Raw genomic sequence first — 17,569 nt, forward strand, 5'->3', positions numbered from 1 at the left:
AATAAATTTAAAAATAGGTAGGCATCATTCAATTGGATGATGCCTTTCCTTTTCATGGATTTAGATACTAGTGAAACATTCGTGATATGTTATAATAGCCTCTGATATCGTAGTGAAAATGAAAGTGAATAATATCTTGAGAGATAGTAGATAGGGGAGAGAGGAAATGGATCAAAATCCAAATAGCGGTAGAGAGAGATTTCAACTCTTGCTCCAGCAAATGGACTTGACTGAGGATGCCTTTGTGAATTATTTCATAGGTGCCGAAATTGATAAACTCTCAATCGAGAGGGAATCCAAAACATGGCATTTTGCCTTTAATATACCTGCATTAATTCCATGCAGTGTTCATACAAGATTAGCTACTCATTTAGCAAGTACGTTTTCCCATATTGCGAAGGTTACATTCAACTTGAATGTCGCCAACCCGCAAGTGACGGAACAATTGGTAAAAGAGTATTGGAAAAACTGCATTGGCGAGCTTGAAGGCATGTCTCCAGCACTGTTATCACTTCTGAATGAACAAGAACCCACAGTGAATGGATATAAACTTATCGTAAGCGCCCGAAATGATACGGAGGCTGGACAGTTGAAACGAAAATACTCCGGCATCATTTCGAATATCTACCAAACATTCGGTTTTCCCCCGTTGACTCTGGAAGCGGAAGTGAAGGAAACTGTTTCGAACCCTGATTACCAGAAGTTTCTAGAAGAGAAACAAAAGGAAGACGCGGAAAAGGGACTTGCTGCCCTGGTGGAAATGCAGAAGAAAGAATCGGAAAAAGGCGGCGACGATGGCGCCTACGAAGGACCGGTTAAAATTGGCTATACGATTAAAGAAGATGCGGATTTCCGCAGAATCGAACAGATTATCGATGAAGAGCGCAGGATTGCTATCGAAGGCTTCGTGTTTGATGCAGAAGTGCGTGAGTTACGCAGCGGACGGAGCCTGTTGACATTTAAAGTCACCGATTATACAAGCTCGATATTGGTCAAAATGTTTTCGCGTGATAAAGAGGATGCGGCCATACTTGCCAGAGTGAAAAAAGGGATGTGGGTACGTGCCCAAGGCAGTATCCAAAATGATACATTCGTACGTGACCTGGTAATGATCGCAAATGATATAAATGAAATTTCTAAACAAGGACGGCAGGATAAGGCACCTGAAGGAGAAAAGCGTGTAGAACTGCATATGCATACCCCGATGAGCCAGATGGATGCAGTGACACCTACTTCTGCGTTAGTTGCCCAGGCAGCCAAGTGGGGGCATAAGGCTGTTGCCATTACAGATCATGCAGGTGCACAATCATTTCCTGAAGCTTATAGTGCCGGGAAAAAGAATGGTATCAAAATCCTTTATGGCGTCGAAGTGAACCTTGTGAATGATGGGGTGCCCATTGTTTATAATGAGGCGCATATCGCTTTGGCAGATGCCACCTACGTTGTGTTTGACGTTGAGACGACAGGCCTGTCGGCCGTATATGATACGATCATTGAATTTGCTGCAGTGAAAATTCGTGACGGTGACATCATTGATCGATTCGAGTCATTTGCAAATCCGCATCACCCATTATCCAATACGACGATAGACTTGACTGGAATCACTGATGATCTTGTAGAAAATGCTCCAGAAGTCTCGGAAGTACTTGAAAAGTTCAAGAACTGGGCAGGCGATGCGATCCTGGTTGCCCACAACGCAGCCTTCGATATGGGCTTTTTGAATATAGGTTATAAAAACATGGGTTATCCTAAAGCTTCCAATCCTGTTCTTGATACATTGGAACTTGCCCGATTCTTATATCCGGAGTTTAAAAATCACCGGTTGAATACATTATGTAAAAAGTTCGATATTGATTTGACCCAGCATCATAGGGCCATTTATGATGCCGAAGCTACAGGTTACCTTATGCTGAAGATGCTGAAGGATGCAATGGAAAAAGAGATTACCCATCATGATCAGCTTAATGACAATATGGGTAAAGGAAATGCTTATCAGCGTTCCCGGCCGTCCCATTGTACGTTGATCGCGCAAACACAGGCAGGCTTAAAAAACCTTTTCAAATTAGTTTCGATATCTCACATCGATTATTATTATCGTGTGCCCCGGATACCGCGCTCACAACTTAAAAAGTATCGTGAAGGAATTTTGGTAGGGTCCGGATGCGATAAAGGGGAAGTTTTTGAAGGGATGATGCAGAAGGGTTTTGAGGAAGTCGTCGATATCGCCGAATTCTACGATTATCTTGAAATCCATCCGAAGGAAGTGTATCAACATTTGATTGAGCTTGAATATGTCCGGGATGATAAATCGTTAGAAACAATCATCTCCAATATCGTCAAGCTTGGTGAAAAATTGGATAAACCTGTCGTAGCCACGGGAAATGTGCATTATTTGGATCCGAATGATAAAATTTACCGGAAAATCCTTGTAAATTCACAAGGTGGAGCAAATCCGCTGAATCGTCATAAGCTGCCTGACGTACATTTTCGGACAACTGATGAAATGCTACGGGAATTTTCCTTCCTTGGTTCTGAGAAAGCCAAAGAGGTCGTGGTAACTAATACGAATAAAATCGCTGATATGATTGAAGAAATCAAGCCAATCAAGGACGAGCTATATACACCTAAAATCGAAGGTGCCGAAGAAGAGATGCGTGAGATGAGCTATGGCATGGCAAGGAAGATTTATGGAGAGAACCTGCCGGAAATCGTGGAAGCCCGTCTTGAGAAAGAATTGAAAAGCATCATTGGCCACGGGTTTGCCGTTATTTATTTAATTTCTCACAAACTAGTAAAAAAATCATTGAATGATGGTTATCTAGTTGGCTCAAGGGGATCGGTTGGATCATCTTTCGTTGCCACGATGACTGAAATAACGGAGGTAAATCCGCTTCCACCGCATTATGTATGTCCGGAGTGCAAGAAATCCGAATTCTTCAATGACGGTTCGGTAGGTTCGGGATTTGACCTGCCAGATAAAGATTGTCCCGATTGTGACATTGCTTATACAAAAGACGGGCATGATATCCCGTTTGAAACCTTCCTTGGATTTAAAGGGGATAAGGTTCCCGATATCGACTTGAACTTCTCGGGTGAATATCAGCCGAAGGCCCATAACTATACGAAAGTTTTATTCGGTGAAGAATATGTCTATCGTGCGGGAACGATTGGCACGGTCGCTGAAAAAACAGCTTATGGGTATGTAAAGGGGTATTCCGCTGATAATAACATCCATATGCGCGGAGCTGAGACTGACCGCCTTGTTGCCGGTTGTACTGGGGTGAAACGGACGACAGGACAGCATCCTGGCGGAATCATAGTTGTTCCGGATTATATGGATATTTATGATTTCACACCTATTCAGTTCCCTGCGGATGACAGGAATTCCGAGTGGAAAACAACTCACTTTGATTTCCATTCCATTCACGATAATATTTTGAAACTCGATATACTTGGACATGATGATCCGACCGTGATCCGGATGCTTCAAGATTTAAGCGGCATCGATCCAAAGACCGTTCCTACTGATGATCCTGAAGTAATGAAAATATTCAGCAGTACCGAATCTTTAGGTGTTACCGAAGAACAGATCATGTGTAAAACGGGTACGCTCGGCATTCCCGAATTTGGAACCCGTTTCGTCCGGCAGATGCTTGAAGATACGAAACCTACAACATTTTCCGAGCTTGTTCAGATCTCAGGGCTTTCTCACGGTACGGATGTATGGTTGAGCAATGCACAGGAGCTGATCCACAACCGGATATGTACACTAAGTGAGGTTATCGGTTGCCGGGATGATATTATGGTCTATCTGATTTATCAAGGACTAGATCCTTCCCTAGCGTTTAAAATAATGGAATCTGTACGTAAAGGGAAAGGGCTCTCGGAGGAATTCGAAGAGGAAATGAGGAAAAATGAGGTGCCGGAATGGTATATCGATTCATGTAAGAAGATTAAATACATGTTCCCGAAAGCCCATGCTGCAGCTTACGTCTTAATGGCTGTCCGGATTGCCTATTTTAAAGTGCATCTGCCTTTATTGTATTATGCAGCCTATTTCACGGTACGTGCCGATGATTTTGAAATCGACGCCATGACACGGGGATCGCAAGCAATCAAATCGAAAATTGAAGAAATTACCGTAAAGGGATTGGATGCATCCACAAAGGAAAAGAATACATTGACGGTTCTTGAACTAGCTTTGGAAATGTGTGAACGCGGATATGCATTCGCTAAAGTGGATTTGTACAAATCCAGTGCTGATCAATTCATAATTGAAGGCAATAATTTGATTCCGCCTTTCAATTCGATACCTGGTCTTGGCACGAATGCGGCCATCAATATCGTCAACGCACGCAAGAATGGTGAATTCCTTTCGAAAGAAGACCTTCAGCAACGGGGAAAGGTTTCGAAGACCATCCTTGAATACCTTGATAAACAAGGATGCCTGGAATCATTACCCGAACAAAATCAGTTATCTTTATTTTAAAGAGGAAACTGATGGAAAAAAGGAAGAAACAGACATGATATTTGCATAAATATCTTGATTATGGTATATTTTTATTGGAAATACTAAGAGGAACCAATGGCAAGAGTGGGGAAACCCACTCTTTCGTGTTGTATTGACCATTTAATTTTGAATCCGAAACCAAGCGCATACAACGCACGTATGGAGGAAACAAATGAGTAAAAAGGTAACGGAAGTTGTAGAAGAATTAGCATTACCAATTCTTGAAGAATTGCAGCTTGAATTAGTCGAAGTGGAGTATGTGAAGGAAGGTAAAACCTGGTTCCTTCGAGTATACATTGATAAAGAAACAGGCGTAGATATTGAAGATTGCGGAAATGTAAGTGAAAAACTCAGTGAAAAGCTTGATGAGGTTGATCCGATTCCACAAAATTATTTTCTCGAAGTTTCATCACCCGGAGCTGAAAGGCCTCTGAAAAAAGAGAAGGATTTCCTTAAAGCTATCGGTAAAAATGTTTACATAAAAACATACGAGCCCATTTTAGATGAAAAAGAATTCGAAGGAATCTTAACCAGTTTCGATGGTAAAGAAGTGACACTCGAAGTCAGAATCAAGACAAGAAAGAAAACGATTGTCATACCATTCGAAAAGGTGGCCAAAGCAAGATTGGCGATTACCTTCTCTTAAGTCAAGCAAATCATTAATTTAAATATCCGTAAGGGGGATCACCATGGGCAATGAGTTATTGGATGCTCTCTATATTTTAGAAAACGAAAAAGGAATTTCCAGGGAAGTTTTGATCGACGCGATTGAAGCTGCTCTTATATCGGCATACCGCCGTAACTTTAACCAAGCACAAAATGTACGTATCGACTTGAATCTTGGTAAAGGAACTATGCGTGTATTTGCCAGAAAAGACGTTGTTGACGAAGTATTCGATTCACGTCTGGAAATTTCTGTTGAAGAAGCAAGAGCAATTGATCCCAACTACCAGTTAGAGGATATTGTCGAAATGGAAGTAACACCAAAGGATTTCGGCCGTATTGCAGCACAAACTGCCAAACAAGTCGTTACTCAAAGGGTGCGTGAAGCAGAAAGAGGCATCATTTACGCCGAGTTCATCGATCGCGAAGAGGATATCATGACTGGCATCGTTCAACGCCAGGATTCCCGATTCATTTATGTGAGCCTAGGTAAAATCGAAGCTTTGCTCCCGGTGAATGAGCAAATGCCGAATGAACAGTATAAACCTCATGATCGCATTAAAGTTTTCATCACTAAAGTTGAAAAGACTTCCAAGGGCCCGCAAATTTTTGTATCCCGTTCACATCCTGGCCTTTTAAAACGTTTATTCGAAATCGAAGTGCCAGAAATTTTTGATGGAACAGTGGAAATTAAGTCAGTTGCCCGCGAAGCAGGCGACCGTTCAAAAATTTCCGTGCATTCCGATAACGAAGAAGTCGATCCTGTCGGTTCCTGTGTAGGCCAAAAAGGACAACGTGTTCAGGCCATCGTCAATGAATTGAAAGGTGAAAAGATCGATATCGTTAAATGGTCGGAGAATCCGGTCATTTTCGTTGCGAATGCTTTAAGCCCTTCAAAAGTACTTGAAGTCATCGTAAAAGAAGAAGAAAAGGCAACGACTGTAATCGTTCCTGATTATCAACTTTCCCTGGCAATTGGTAAGCGTGGACAAAATGCCCGTTTAGCTGCCAAACTTACAGGCTGGAAAATTGATATCAAGAGTGAAACGGAAGCCCGCGAAGCTGGTATTTATCCAGTGGAAGAACAGGAATTCCTTTTGAGCAGAGATAGTTATGTTAATGAAGAGGAAACAGATTTCGAAGAGGATAACGAGTAATTCAGAGGTGAAAAAAGATGAATAGCCGAAAAAAAATCCCGATGCGTAAATGTGTGGCTACAGGCGAAATGAAGCCGAAAAAAGAACTCATTCGCATCGTTCGATCTAAAGAAGGGGAAGTCAGCCTTGATCCGACCGGAAAGAAATCGGGAAGGGGAGCTTATTTGACTCTTGATCGGGATGTTATCGAGCTGGCCAAAAAGAAAAATGTGCTGGCTAATCACCTTAGTACCCAAATCGATTCTTCCCTTTATGAACAATTGCTTGAATTAGTGAATAAGGAGAACAACTAACACCATGACCCAACAACAACAATGGATGTCTCTATTAGGTTTGGCCAATCGAGCACGCAAGCTAATTTCGGGTGAAGAATTAGTGGTTAAAGAGATTAGAAGCGGTAATGCCAAAGTTGTTATTTTATCCGCGGACGCTTCAAAAAACACTGAAAAAAAAATATCTGATAAGTGCGCATTTTATCAGGTTCCTTTAAAAAGAGTCGAAAGCAGGTCTATGCTCGGCCATGCGATAGGTAAGGATGCTAGAGTTGCCGTCGCAGTTCTGGATGAAGGTTTTGCACAAAAACTCCGAACGCTGCTCGATTAAATTTTACGGGGGTGAACGTATGACAAAATTGCGTGTATATGAATATGCAAAACAAAAGAACGTTTCAAGCAAGGATGTAATAAATAAACTTAAAGAAATGAATATAGAGGTAACAAACCATATGACAGCATTAGACGATTCAACTGTAAATAAATTAAACGATTCAATTAAACCTAAAAACGAAGATAAAAGCCAAGCTGCTGAACCAAAAGCTAACGCTACGGTTGCGAAGTACGAAGCTGAAGCAGATGAAAAGAGCACAGTCAATAAAGAAAAACTGAAGAAGAAACCACCAGTTAAGCCTGTAGGTACGAAAAAACCAACTGGGCAGTTTAACAGGGGCCGCAATAATAAGAATAAAAATAATAAACAAAGACAACAAGCACCTCAGGCTCCCGTTACAAAACGTAAAGAAAGAGAATTACCAGAGAAAATTACGTTTTATGAGTCTTTGACTGTAATGGAACTTGGTAAAAAGCTTCACCGTGAACCATCTGAAATCATTAAAAAGCTCTTTATGCTTGGTGTGATGGCTACAATTAACCAAACTTTGGATAAAGATGCTATCGAATTAATCTGTACGGAATACGGTGTATTGGCTGAAGAAGAGATTCGTGTTGACTTAACTGACCTTGAGTCATTGGTAACCGAAGATGCTTCTGAAGATTTGATCGAGCGTCCGGCTGTCGTAACGATCATGGGACACGTTGACCATGGTAAAACAACATTGCTTGATTCTATTCGCCATACGAAAGTAACGGAAGGTGAAGCAGGCGGAATCACTCAGCATATTGGTGCTTATCAAGTTAATGTTAACGACAAGAAAATTACATTCCTTGATACACCAGGACATGCTGCGTTTACAACAATGCGTGCTCGTGGAGCTCTGGTTACGGATATCACAATCCTAGTTGTAGCTGCGGATGATGGTGTAATGCCTCAAACGGTTGAAGCGATTAACCATGCTAAAGCGGCAGAAGTTCCAATTATCGTTGCTGTTAATAAAATGGATAAAGAAGCTGCTAATCCGGACCGTGTCATGCAAGAATTGACAGAACATGGCTTAGTTTCTGAAGCGTGGGGCGGAGACACAATTTTCGTACCTATTTCAGCCAAAAACGGTGAAGGTATCGATAGCTTGCTTGAAATGATTCTTCTTGTCAGTGAAGTGGAAGAGTATAAAGCGAATCCAACTCGTAAAGCGAATGGTACGGTTATCGAAGCGCGTTTGGATAAAGGTCGCGGATCGGTTGCTACTTTGTTAGTTCAAAACGGAACGTTGAAGGTCGGAGATCCGATTGTTATCGGTAATACATTCGGACGTGTACGTGCTATGCTTAACGACCTTGGACGCCGTGTTAAGGATGCAGGTCCTTCAACACCGGTTGAAATCACTGGATTGAATGAAGTGCCGCAGGCCGGAGATCGTTTCATCGTCTTTGAAGATGAGAAAACGGCCCGTCAAGTTGGGGAAGTGCGTGCGCAGAGACAACTTGCTTCACAACGTAATGAAAAATCCCGTGTAACGCTTGATACATTGTTCGAGCAAATGAAAGAAGGGGAAATTAAAGAATTGAACATCATTCTAAAAGCGGATGTTCAAGGTTCTGCGGAAGCAGTAGCCGCTTCCCTGAATAAAATAGAAGTGGAAGGCGCTAAAGTGAAAATCATACACACTGGCGTCGGTGCAATAACAGAGTCTGATATCATCCTTGCTACAGCTTCCAATGCAATCGTCATCGGATTTAACGTCCGTCCTGACGTGAATGCTAAGCGTGCAGCTGAATCGGAAAATGTTGATGTACGCCTTCACCGCATCATCTATAAAGCGATCGAAGAGATCGAATCGGCTATGAAAGGGATGCTTGACCCTGAATTCGAAGAAAAAATTATTGGTCAGGCCGAAGTTCGTACGACATTCAAAGTATCAAAAGTTGGTACTATCGCCGGTTCATATGTTACAGAAGGAAAAATTACACGTGATAGCGGAATTCGCTTAATTCGTGAAGGTGTCGTCATTTACGAAGGTGAAATTGATGCATTGAAACGTTTTAAAGATGATGTTAAAGAAGTGGCAACGAACTATGAGTGCGGTATTACCATTAAAAATTACAACGACCTTAAAGAAGGCGATGTAATCGAAGCGTATGTAATGGAAGAGATCGAACGTAAATGATCGTTGGCTCCGTCCAATGTGAATGCATCATCCATGACACCCATTCTTTGAAAGAAAAACGGGCCGTGCTTCAGCGTGTCATGACACGGCTTAAACAGAAGTTCAATATTTCTGTAGCCGAGACCGATTTTCAGGATTTATGGCAGCGGACAAAGATTACTATCGTAACCGTAACGTCCTCAAGGAAGGCTACAGAGCGGGAACTTCAAAATGCCCTTAAATTTCTAGATTCTTTTCCGGAACTAGAGCGAACAATAACAGATATAGACTGGCTTTAGGCTATCGAGGTGATATTAATGAGCCTTCGTTCAAATCGTGTTGGCGAACAAATGAAAAAAGAGCTGAGTGAAATTATCGGCCGAAAAATTAAAGATCCAAGAATCGGATTTGTTACCGTGACGGATGTCGCGGTCACAGGCGATTTACAACAGGCAACAGTTTATATTTCCGTTTTGGGTGATCAGGAACAACGGGAGAAAACCCTTCAAGGCCTAGCAAAGGCCAAAGGATTCATGCGTTCAGAAATTGGGCAAAGAATCCGCCTGCGCAAAACCCCTGAGCTGTTTTTTGAATTTGATGAATCGGTCGATTATGGTAATCGTATCGAGTCGTTGATTTCCCAAATCAATTCAGAGGAAAAACCGGCTGAAAAAGACGAAGAATAAGCAAGCAGTAAAAGGAGGCCGACTCAATAAGTGCTTTGCACTTCTTGAAGTCGGTCTCTTTTTTTTGAAAACGAAATATGTAATAAAGCCAAAAACACCTTTCGGAATGGAATCCATTTTGCTACATGATAACGTTTAGGGTGTTTTATAAATGATGAGGTGAAAGCGTGAACGGTATTCTTCCATTATGGAAACCCAAGGGATTGACATCCCATGATTGTGTTTTTAAATTAAGAAAAATTTTAAAGACAAAAAAGGTTGGGCATACAGGCACTTTAGATCCTGATGTAACAGGGGTTTTACCTATTTGTATTGGCAGGGCAACTAAAATCGCTGAATATTTGACAGAAGCCGGTAAAGCGTATGAAGGGGAAGTGACCCTTGGTTTTTCAACGACAACTGAAGACGCAAGCGGTGAAAAAGTGGAAGAGAAAAAGATTGATCAAGTGATTCAGCGTGAGCGGATCCTAGAAGTGTTAGAATCATTGACTGGGAAAATTAAACAGACGCCACCGATGTTTTCAGCCGTAAAGGTAAACGGGAAGAAGTTATATGAATATGCTCGTGCAGGGGTGGAAGTGGAAAGGCCGACAAGGGAGGTATCCATCTACGATATTACCCTACTCGATGATCGGTCTGAATTCAAAGGGGAAACCATTTCTTTTCGTTTTCGCGTCAAGTGCAGCAAAGGAACGTACATTCGGACGCTAGCAGTCATGATGGGTGAAGCACTTGGGTTTCCTGCACATATGTCAGATTTGACCCGTATTGAATCAGCAGGTTTTAAGCAAGAGGACTGTTTTACTTTTGCTGAGGTGGAAGCATTCATGGAAACCGGAAGAACGGATGATTTTCTATTGCCTTTGGAGCGGGGATTATTTCATTTGCCCAAATTTCAGATTAGTGATAAAGTAGCAAAGAAAGTACTTAACGGTGCGGTATTGGAACAAACAGAGGATGTCGTTGTTGAAAAAGGGAAGCCTTTTGTGATGGTTGACACATCCGGTAAGGCCATTGCCATTTATCAAATACATCCGACAAAAGTGGGATTAATTAAACCTGTAAAAGTATTGGCACAAGAATTATAGACCGTTTTACCGTCGGAAAGAGGAGATTGAAAGGTGAAAGTGATCGCAATAGAGCATCCTCATCAATATAAATCGGATGATTTTCCTGAGCTTGTAATGGCGCTTGGATTTTTTGATGGTATACATAAAGGACATCAGATCGTTATTCAAACCGCCAAGCAAAAAGCCGATGAAATGAATCTTAAGTCAGCAGTCATGACATTTGACCCCCATCCTTCTGCAGTACTGGGGAGGAAAACGGAAAATATCCGCTATATCACTCCACTTGAAGATAAGGTGGATATCATAGAGTCGATGGAGATAGATTATTTATTCATTGTCCATTTCAGCAAGGAATTTGCTTCGGTACTGCCGGAACGGTTCGTTGACGAATACATTGCCGGTCTGAATGTCCGTCACGTAGTAGCCGGGTTTGATTATTCATACGGCCGCTATGGTCAAGGGTCGATGGAAGATTTGCCTGTTTACGCACAAGGAAGGTTTTCGCAGACGGTCGTTGCAAAACAGACACTTGAAGATGAGAAGGTTAGCTCGACAAGAATCAGGGAAACTCTCGGTAATGGCAACTTTTCCGACTTTTATCATTTGGCTGGCCGACGCTATTTGACGAAAGGTCATGTCATTCACGGTGAAAAGCGGGGCAGGAAGTTGGGATTCCCCACAGCTAATATTGAAGTAAGCGACGATTATATCTTCCCTGCTGCTGGCGTTTATGCTGTAAGGATCAAAATAAGCGGTAAATGGTATGATGGAGTTTGCAATGTCGGTTACAAACCGACGTTCCACGAAGAAAAACCTAAATATCCAACTGTAGAGGTACATGCCTTGGAGTTCTCGGGAGATATTTATGGCAGCCAGGTTACGGTTGAATGGCATACAAGACTTCGGAGTGAGCAGAAATTTTCCGGACTTGAAGCATTAGTCGCTCAGATAGAAACGGATAAGCAAAATGCAATATCCTATTTTTCAAAGCTGGAAGCATAAAAGGGCACTAGATAGACAGGACTTGCAATTTTAATGAAAAACGTGTATTCTATTGTATGTATGAAAATAACCATTGCTTGGCTAGTCGAGACTCCGACGCTGGCTCGGTAATAGGTGATTTTACAGAATTTTAGGAGGAATAATAACATGGCAATTACACAAGTACGCAAAAACGAACTTATCGTTGAGTTCAGAACTCACGATACTGACACTGGGTCTCCAGAAGTTCAAATCGCAGTATTAACAGAAGAAATCAACAACTTGAACGGTCACTTACGCACACATAAAAAAGACCACCATTCACGTCGCGGTCTTCTTAAAATGGTAGGTAAACGTCGTAATCTTTTAACTTACCTACGTAACAAAGACGTTACTCGTTACCGTACACTAATTAACAAATTAGGTCTACGTAGATAATTTTTTCAGGAAGGCGGGAAATTTCCCGCTTTTTTGATGTTAATCAAATGATTTGGACGTGTTCTACTTAAAGGCTGAGCCTTCGTCCTTGGGACTCGGCAGGTGCCGGGTCCTTTTCCATTTATAGATGATTAGGATATACATAATCAAATGAATGAAATTTTTATTCATTTTACTGTTAATGCTTGTTTTTTTCGTGCATAATAGGAATAGTTTGGTTTTAACTCGAGTTCAGTTACTTTCACATATAAATGATTTAATCCAATACAGGTTTAGGTAAACTAAGCCTCTAAGTGAAGATTCAGAGAGGGGTTTAATAAATGGGACAGGAAAAACATACGTATTCATTTGACTGGGCCGGCCGTAATGTAACGGTAGAGATAGGGCAATTGGCCAAACAAGCGAACGGGGCAGTTTTAGTCCGTTATGGAGAAACTGCTGTATTAAGTACAGCAACAGCTTCGAAGGAACCGAGAAATGTCGACTTTTTCCCTTTGACGGTTAACTACGAAGAAAGACTTTATGCAGTCGGTAAAATTCCAGGGGGCTTCATCAAACGTGAAGGCCGACCGAGTGAAAGGGCAATTCTTGCAAGCCGTTTAATTGATCGTCCAATACGCCCGTTATTCGCTGATGGCTTCAGGAACGATGTTCAGATCATCAGCATGGTCATGAGTGTCGATCAAGATTGCTCTACGGAAATGGCAGCGATGCTTGGTTCATCCCTTGCACTTTCAGTTTCCGACATTCCGTTCGAAGGTCCAATTGCCGGAGTTGTAGTAGGAAGAATCAATAATGAATTCATGATTAACCCTACAGTTGACCAACTTGCAAAAAGTGACATCAATTTGACGGTTGCAGGTACTAAAGATGCTATCAACATGGTTGAAGCAGGCGCAAATGAAGTACCAGAGGAAACCATGCTTGAAGCAATCATGTTTGGACATGATGAAATCAAGAAGATCATTGCATTCCAAGAGAAAATCGTTGCTGAAATCGGCAAGGAAAAAATGCAAATCGCTTTATATCAAGTGGATGCAGAACTGGAAGCAGAAGTGAAGGGTCTATGTGAAGCAGACTTGAACAAAGCTGTACAAGTTCAGGAAAAACATGCTCGTGAAGACGCGATTAAAGAAGTGAAAGATCGTGTGTTGGCTCATTATGAAGAAGAAACTGATGAAGCTAAATTAAAACAAATCAAAGAAATCCTTAATAAATTGGTGAAATCCGAAGTCCGTCGTTTAATTACGGAAGAAAAAGTGCGTCCGGATGGCCGTAATCCTGACGAAATCAGACCATTATCATCGGAAGTTACAATTCTGCCTCGTACACATGGTTCTGGATTGTTCACACGCGGACAAACCCAAGCGCTATCGATCTGTACATTAGGTGCACTTGGTGATGTGCAGATTCTGGACGGACTTGGAACCGAAGAGTCGAAACGTTTTATGCACCACTATAACTTCCCACATTTCAGTGTTGGTGAAACTGGTCCTATCCGTGGGGCAGGGCGCCGCGAAATTGGTCATGGTGCACTTGGTGAAAGAGCATTGGAGCCGGTCATTCCAAACGATAAGGATTTCCCTTATACAATCAGACTAGTGTCGGAAGTACTTGAATCGAACGGTTCAACATCACAAGCAAGTATCTGTGCAAGCACTTTGGCAATGATGGATGCTGGTGTTCCATTGAAAGCTCCAGTTGCCGGTATTGCAATGGGACTTGTCAAAACAGGTGAGCACTATACAATCTTAACGGATATTCAAGGTATGGAAGATCATCTAGGAGACATGGACTTTAAAGTCGCAGGGACTTCAAAAGGTGTAACTGCCCTACAAATGGATATTAAGATTGAGGGACTTTCAAGAGAAATCCTTGAAGAAGCTTTACTTCAAGCCAAACATGGCCGGATGCATATTTTGGAATCAATGATGTCAACGATCAATCAACCGCGTGAGCAGTTATCCAAATATGCCCCAAAAATCGTTACAATGTCTATAAATCCGGATAAGATCCGTGATGTCATTGGACCGAGCGGAAAACATATCAATAAAATCATTGAAGAAACTGGCGTGAAAATCGACATCGAACAAGATGGAACGGTATTCATATCTTCTACAGATGAACCAATGATTCAAAAAGCGAAGAAAATCATCGAGGATATCGTACGTGAAGTCGTTGTGGGCGAACTATACTTAGGTAAAGTTAAACGTATCGAAAAGTTCGGTGCATTCGTTGAAATCTTCAATGGTAAAGACGGTTTGGTACATATTTCTGAACTGGCTGAAGAAAGAGTCGGAAAAGTGGAAGATGTCGTTTCACTTGGCGATGAATTATTGGTTAAAGTAACTGAGATTGATAAGCAAGGAAGGGTAAACCTTTCCCGTAAAGCGGTCCTGAAAGAGCAAAAAGAGGCAGCTAACCCTTCTCAATCGTAATAGAAATGAAAATCCGGCATGCGATTCCTTGTGAATCTGCATGCTTTTTTTGTTTAAAAGTATTGGGATAAGCATAGTTGTAATGGCATTAAAAGTATGTCATGTTCTACCTTGTCCGTTTTCTTCATACATTTTGGTATGAAGGGGGCGTAAAAAATGAATAATAAATGGAAGCAGATAGTTGCGATAAGTGCCATTGCAGGTATATCATGGTTATTAGTGCAAAATCCATATACACAAATTTATTTGACCCAATTAACAGATCATTCAGTTGCTTCAATGAAGCAAGAAGATGAGCTTCTTTTACAAATAAAAGAATCAACAAAAAAATATGAGATTGCACCACAGGATGCACGAATAGATTCGGTTTGGAAAACCGTTCCTGCATATAATGGACTTAAGGTAAATATTGATGATTCGTATAAAGCTATGAAGAAGGTAGGTGTGTTCGATAAGGATAAGCTGGTATTTCAGCAGGTCCCTGCAAAGATACATATAGAGGATTTGGATCCTGCTCCGATTTACCGGGCCCATCCCGAAAAGCCAGTGGTTTCATTTTTAATCAATGTGGCCTGGGGGAATGAATACTTACAAGATATGTTGGCTGTGTTAAAAAAGAATAATGTCAAAGCCACTTTTTTCCTTGAAGGTAATTGGACCAAGAAAAATCCAGATTTGGCCAAGATGATCGTGGGTGGTGGGCATGAAATTGGCAATCATTCTTATTCGCATCCCGATATGAAAAACATATCCGCCCAAGCTACACGTGAGGAAATTCGAAAAACGAACGAAGTCATTGAAGCGGTGACAGGTTTGAAAATGAAATGGTTCGCACCACCAAGTGGAAGCTATCGGGATGAAACGGTGAAAATCGCGGATTCTTTCGGTATGGAGACTGTCATGTGGAGTGTGGATACGATCGACTGGCAAAAACCAAGCCCTGAAGTCCTTCAACAACGAGTGCTTTCTAAGGTACACCCAGGAGCATTTATTTTAATGCATCCGACGGAATCTACTGCAAAATCATTGGAAACGTTAATAATTGAAATAAAAAAGAAAGACTTAGATGTTGTTACCGTTTCGGAAGCAGTAGATGAAGAGCGATCGAATCCATGATGTATTGGTTAACGATAGCAGCATAGAATGATTGGGAGGAATGTTAGTTGATTAAGAAATACACGTGTCAAAATGGAGTTAGAATTGTATTGGAAAATATTCCAACTGTACGCTCAGCAGCAATTGGAGTATGGATCAAAACCGGTTCACGAAATGAAACACCTGAATTGAATGGGGTTTCACATTTCCTGGAGCATATGTTCTTCAAAGGGACAACTACAAGAAATGCGCGTGAAATTGCCGAGTCGTTCGATAGTATTGGCGGACAGGTGAATGCATTCACATCAAAAGAATATACCTGCTATTATGCTAAAGTAATGGATAACCATGCAAGCTATGCGCTTGAAATCCTTGCTGATATGTTCTTCAATTCAACTTTTGACGGGGAAGAATTGAAAAAAGAAAAAAATGTGGTCTACGAAGAAATCAAAATGTACGAAGACACACCGGATGACATTGTTCATGATCTCTTAAGCAAGGCAGTATATGAAAATCATCCTCTTGGCTATCCTATACTAGGAACGGAAAATACGCTTGAAACATTCAATAGTGATACATTAAAAAAATACGTCCATGACATGTATACACCTGATAAAGTGGTGGTATCCATTGCCGGGAATGTGGATGAAAAATTGATTCAAGAAGTCGAAAGCTACTTTGGTTCGTATCAAGGAGGAGAAGACCGACTTGAATTGGTCAAACCTTCCTTCCATGAAAATAGGATCACCCGTAAAAAAGATACGGAACAAGCCCACTTATGCCTTGGTTACAAAGGGTTGGAAATCGGTAATGATAAAACATACAGCTTAATCACCTTGAATAATATTCTTGGAGGAAGCATGAGTAGCCGCCTATTCCAGGACGTGAGGGAACAACGCGGCCTTGCCTATTCCGTTTACTCCTATCATTCCAGCTATCAAGATAGCGGTATGGTGACAGTATATGGGGGGACAGGCACAAATCAACTTGACAGCTTGTATGAAACCATTCAGGAAACACTGGATACATTAAAAAGAGATGGTATTACGGAAAAGGAATTACGAAATAGTAAAGAGCAACTTAAAGGAAGCTTGATGCTCAGCCTTGAGAGCACGAATAGCCGCATGAGCCGAAACGGAAAAAATGAGCTTATGTTGGGTGAGCACCGTTCCCTTGATGATATCATCATCAAAATTGACGAGGTTACAGAGGATACCGTCAATGAACTGGCAAACCAGATCTTTACGGAACATTCCTTGTCATTAGTGAGCCCGCTGGAAAACTGGGACAAATAAAAACAAACAAGTCTGCACCTTCCTTATATGGGGGGGCAGGCTTTTTTTTATTAAATGCCTTTGAAAATGGAGGGGTCCAGTGTAATGGACAAATATTTCGATAAATGCATTCTAAGTTTACCTTTTTCGGATATAGATTGAATAGAAGGTGAAAAAGGGGGAATCACAATTGAGATTGAGTGAGCTTAGCGGTAAGGAAATAGTCGATGTGAATAGAGCGCAACGATTAGGAATCCTTGGTCAGACGGATTTGGAAATAGATGAAACTGGACAAATTACCACGTTAATCATCCCTTCTGTCAAATGGTTCGGCCTCTTAAGGAATGGCAGTGAAATAAGAGTGCCATGGGAACATATAAAAAAAGTCGGTACGGATATGGTCATCATTGATTTTCAGGAAGGACTACTTAAAGATGGAGAGCATATGGACGGGTAAAAACGCTCGTACCATACTCCTAGGGTTATCTGGAAATGGTCT

At 41.4% G+C, this 17,569-nt stretch carries 15 protein-coding genes; all 15 read left to right on the forward strand.

What is annotated here, in order from left to right:
- Nucleotides 1–166 precede the first annotated feature (166 nt).
- A complete protein-coding gene (locus QUF78_RS09205) occupies nt 167–4,489 on the forward strand; it encodes a PolC-type DNA polymerase III (protein WP_289324414.1) in 4,323 nt (1,440 codons plus the stop codon).
- Nucleotides 4,490–4,682: 193 nt separating this feature from the next.
- Nucleotides 4,683–5,156: a ribosome maturation factor RimP gene (gene rimP / locus QUF78_RS09210; protein WP_289324415.1), complete on the forward strand. Its 474-nt coding sequence runs from the start codon at nt 4,683–4,685 to the stop codon at nt 5,154–5,156.
- A gap of 43 nt (nt 5,157–5,199) precedes the next feature.
- Entirely contained in the window at nt 5,200–6,330 is a 1,131-nt protein-coding gene (gene nusA, locus QUF78_RS09215; RefSeq protein ID WP_061462442.1) for a transcription termination factor NusA, read from the forward strand.
- 17 nt (nt 6,331–6,347) lie between these two features.
- The gene (gene rnpM, locus QUF78_RS09220; RefSeq protein WP_076366461.1) at nt 6,348–6,623 is read left to right on the forward strand and encodes an RNase P modulator RnpM; all 276 of its coding nucleotides are present in this window, start codon (nt 6,348–6,350) and stop codon (nt 6,621–6,623) included.
- Nucleotides 6,624–6,627: 4 nt separating this feature from the next.
- Complete coding sequence (locus QUF78_RS09225; RefSeq protein ID WP_061144653.1) at nt 6,628–6,933, forward strand: YlxQ family RNA-binding protein; 306 nt, start codon at nt 6,628–6,630, stop codon at nt 6,931–6,933.
- A gap of 19 nt (nt 6,934–6,952) precedes the next feature.
- Entirely contained in the window at nt 6,953–9,109 is a 2,157-nt protein-coding gene (infB, locus tag QUF78_RS09230) for a translation initiation factor IF-2 (RefSeq protein WP_289324416.1), read from the forward strand.
- On the forward strand, nt 9,106–9,387 hold the full coding sequence (locus QUF78_RS09235) for a DUF503 domain-containing protein (protein WP_057913375.1): 282 nt from the start codon (nt 9,106–9,108) through the stop codon (nt 9,385–9,387). Before infB ends, QUF78_RS09235 begins: the two co-directional genes overlap by 4 nt.
- Nucleotides 9,388–9,405: 18 nt before the next feature.
- Nucleotides 9,406–9,774, forward strand: coding sequence for a 30S ribosome-binding factor RbfA (gene rbfA / locus QUF78_RS09240; protein ID WP_289317125.1), 369 nt, complete (start codon nt 9,406–9,408; stop codon nt 9,772–9,774).
- 167 nt (nt 9,775–9,941) lie between these two features.
- Nucleotides 9,942–10,862, forward strand: coding sequence for a tRNA pseudouridine(55) synthase TruB (gene truB, locus QUF78_RS09245; RefSeq protein ID WP_289324417.1), 921 nt, complete (start codon nt 9,942–9,944; stop codon nt 10,860–10,862).
- A 33-nt stretch (nt 10,863–10,895) separates the two neighbouring features.
- Entirely contained in the window at nt 10,896–11,846 is a 951-nt protein-coding gene (gene ribF / locus QUF78_RS09250) for a bifunctional riboflavin kinase/FAD synthetase (RefSeq protein WP_289324418.1), read from the forward strand.
- A gap of 147 nt (nt 11,847–11,993) precedes the next feature.
- Nucleotides 11,994–12,263, forward strand: coding sequence for a 30S ribosomal protein S15 (rpsO, locus tag QUF78_RS09255; RefSeq protein ID WP_289324419.1), 270 nt, complete (start codon nt 11,994–11,996; stop codon nt 12,261–12,263).
- Between the two features lie 320 nt (nt 12,264–12,583).
- Nucleotides 12,584–14,701, forward strand: a complete 2,118-nt coding sequence (gene pnp, locus QUF78_RS09260; RefSeq protein WP_289324420.1) for a polyribonucleotide nucleotidyltransferase — start codon at nt 12,584–12,586, stop codon at nt 14,699–14,701.
- Nucleotides 14,702–14,857: 156 nt separating this feature from the next.
- Nucleotides 14,858–15,817: a polysaccharide deacetylase family protein gene (locus QUF78_RS09265; RefSeq protein ID WP_289317121.1), complete on the forward strand. Its 960-nt coding sequence runs from the start codon at nt 14,858–14,860 to the stop codon at nt 15,815–15,817.
- A 47-nt stretch (nt 15,818–15,864) separates the two neighbouring features.
- Entirely contained in the window at nt 15,865–17,091 is a 1,227-nt protein-coding gene (locus tag QUF78_RS09270) for a M16 family metallopeptidase (protein WP_289324421.1), read from the forward strand.
- 169 nt (nt 17,092–17,260) lie between these two features.
- A complete protein-coding gene (locus tag QUF78_RS09275; RefSeq protein WP_289324422.1) occupies nt 17,261–17,527 on the forward strand; it encodes a YlmC/YmxH family sporulation protein in 267 nt (88 codons plus the stop codon).
- Nucleotides 17,528–17,569: the final 42 nt, after the last annotated feature.

Origin of the sequence: Peribacillus sp. ACCC06369 (assembly GCF_030348945.1) — a bacterium.
Taxonomy (GTDB): domain Bacteria; phylum Bacillota; class Bacilli; order Bacillales; family DSM-1321; genus Peribacillus.

Coding starts and splice junctions, on each gene's coding strand:
- QUF78_RS09205 (WP_289324414.1), top strand. CDS start 167: ATGGATCAAAATCCAAATAGCGGTAGAGAGAGATTTCAACTCTTGCTC.
- rimP (WP_289324415.1), top strand. CDS start 4,683: ATGAGTAAAAAGGTAACGGAAGTTGTAGAAGAATTAGCATTACCAATT.
- nusA (WP_061462442.1), top strand. CDS start 5,200: ATGGGCAATGAGTTATTGGATGCTCTCTATATTTTAGAAAACGAAAAA.
- rnpM (WP_076366461.1), top strand. CDS start 6,348: ATGAATAGCCGAAAAAAAATCCCGATGCGTAAATGTGTGGCTACAGGC.
- QUF78_RS09225 (WP_061144653.1), top strand. CDS start 6,628: ATGACCCAACAACAACAATGGATGTCTCTATTAGGTTTGGCCAATCGA.
- infB (WP_289324416.1), top strand. CDS start 6,953: ATGACAAAATTGCGTGTATATGAATATGCAAAACAAAAGAACGTTTCA.
- QUF78_RS09235 (WP_057913375.1), top strand. CDS start 9,106: ATGATCGTTGGCTCCGTCCAATGTGAATGCATCATCCATGACACCCAT.
- rbfA (WP_289317125.1), top strand. CDS start 9,406: ATGAGCCTTCGTTCAAATCGTGTTGGCGAACAAATGAAAAAAGAGCTG.
- rpsO (WP_289324419.1), top strand. CDS start 11,994: ATGGCAATTACACAAGTACGCAAAAACGAACTTATCGTTGAGTTCAGA.
- pnp (WP_289324420.1), top strand. CDS start 12,584: ATGGGACAGGAAAAACATACGTATTCATTTGACTGGGCCGGCCGTAAT.
- QUF78_RS09265 (WP_289317121.1), top strand. CDS start 14,858: ATGAATAATAAATGGAAGCAGATAGTTGCGATAAGTGCCATTGCAGGT.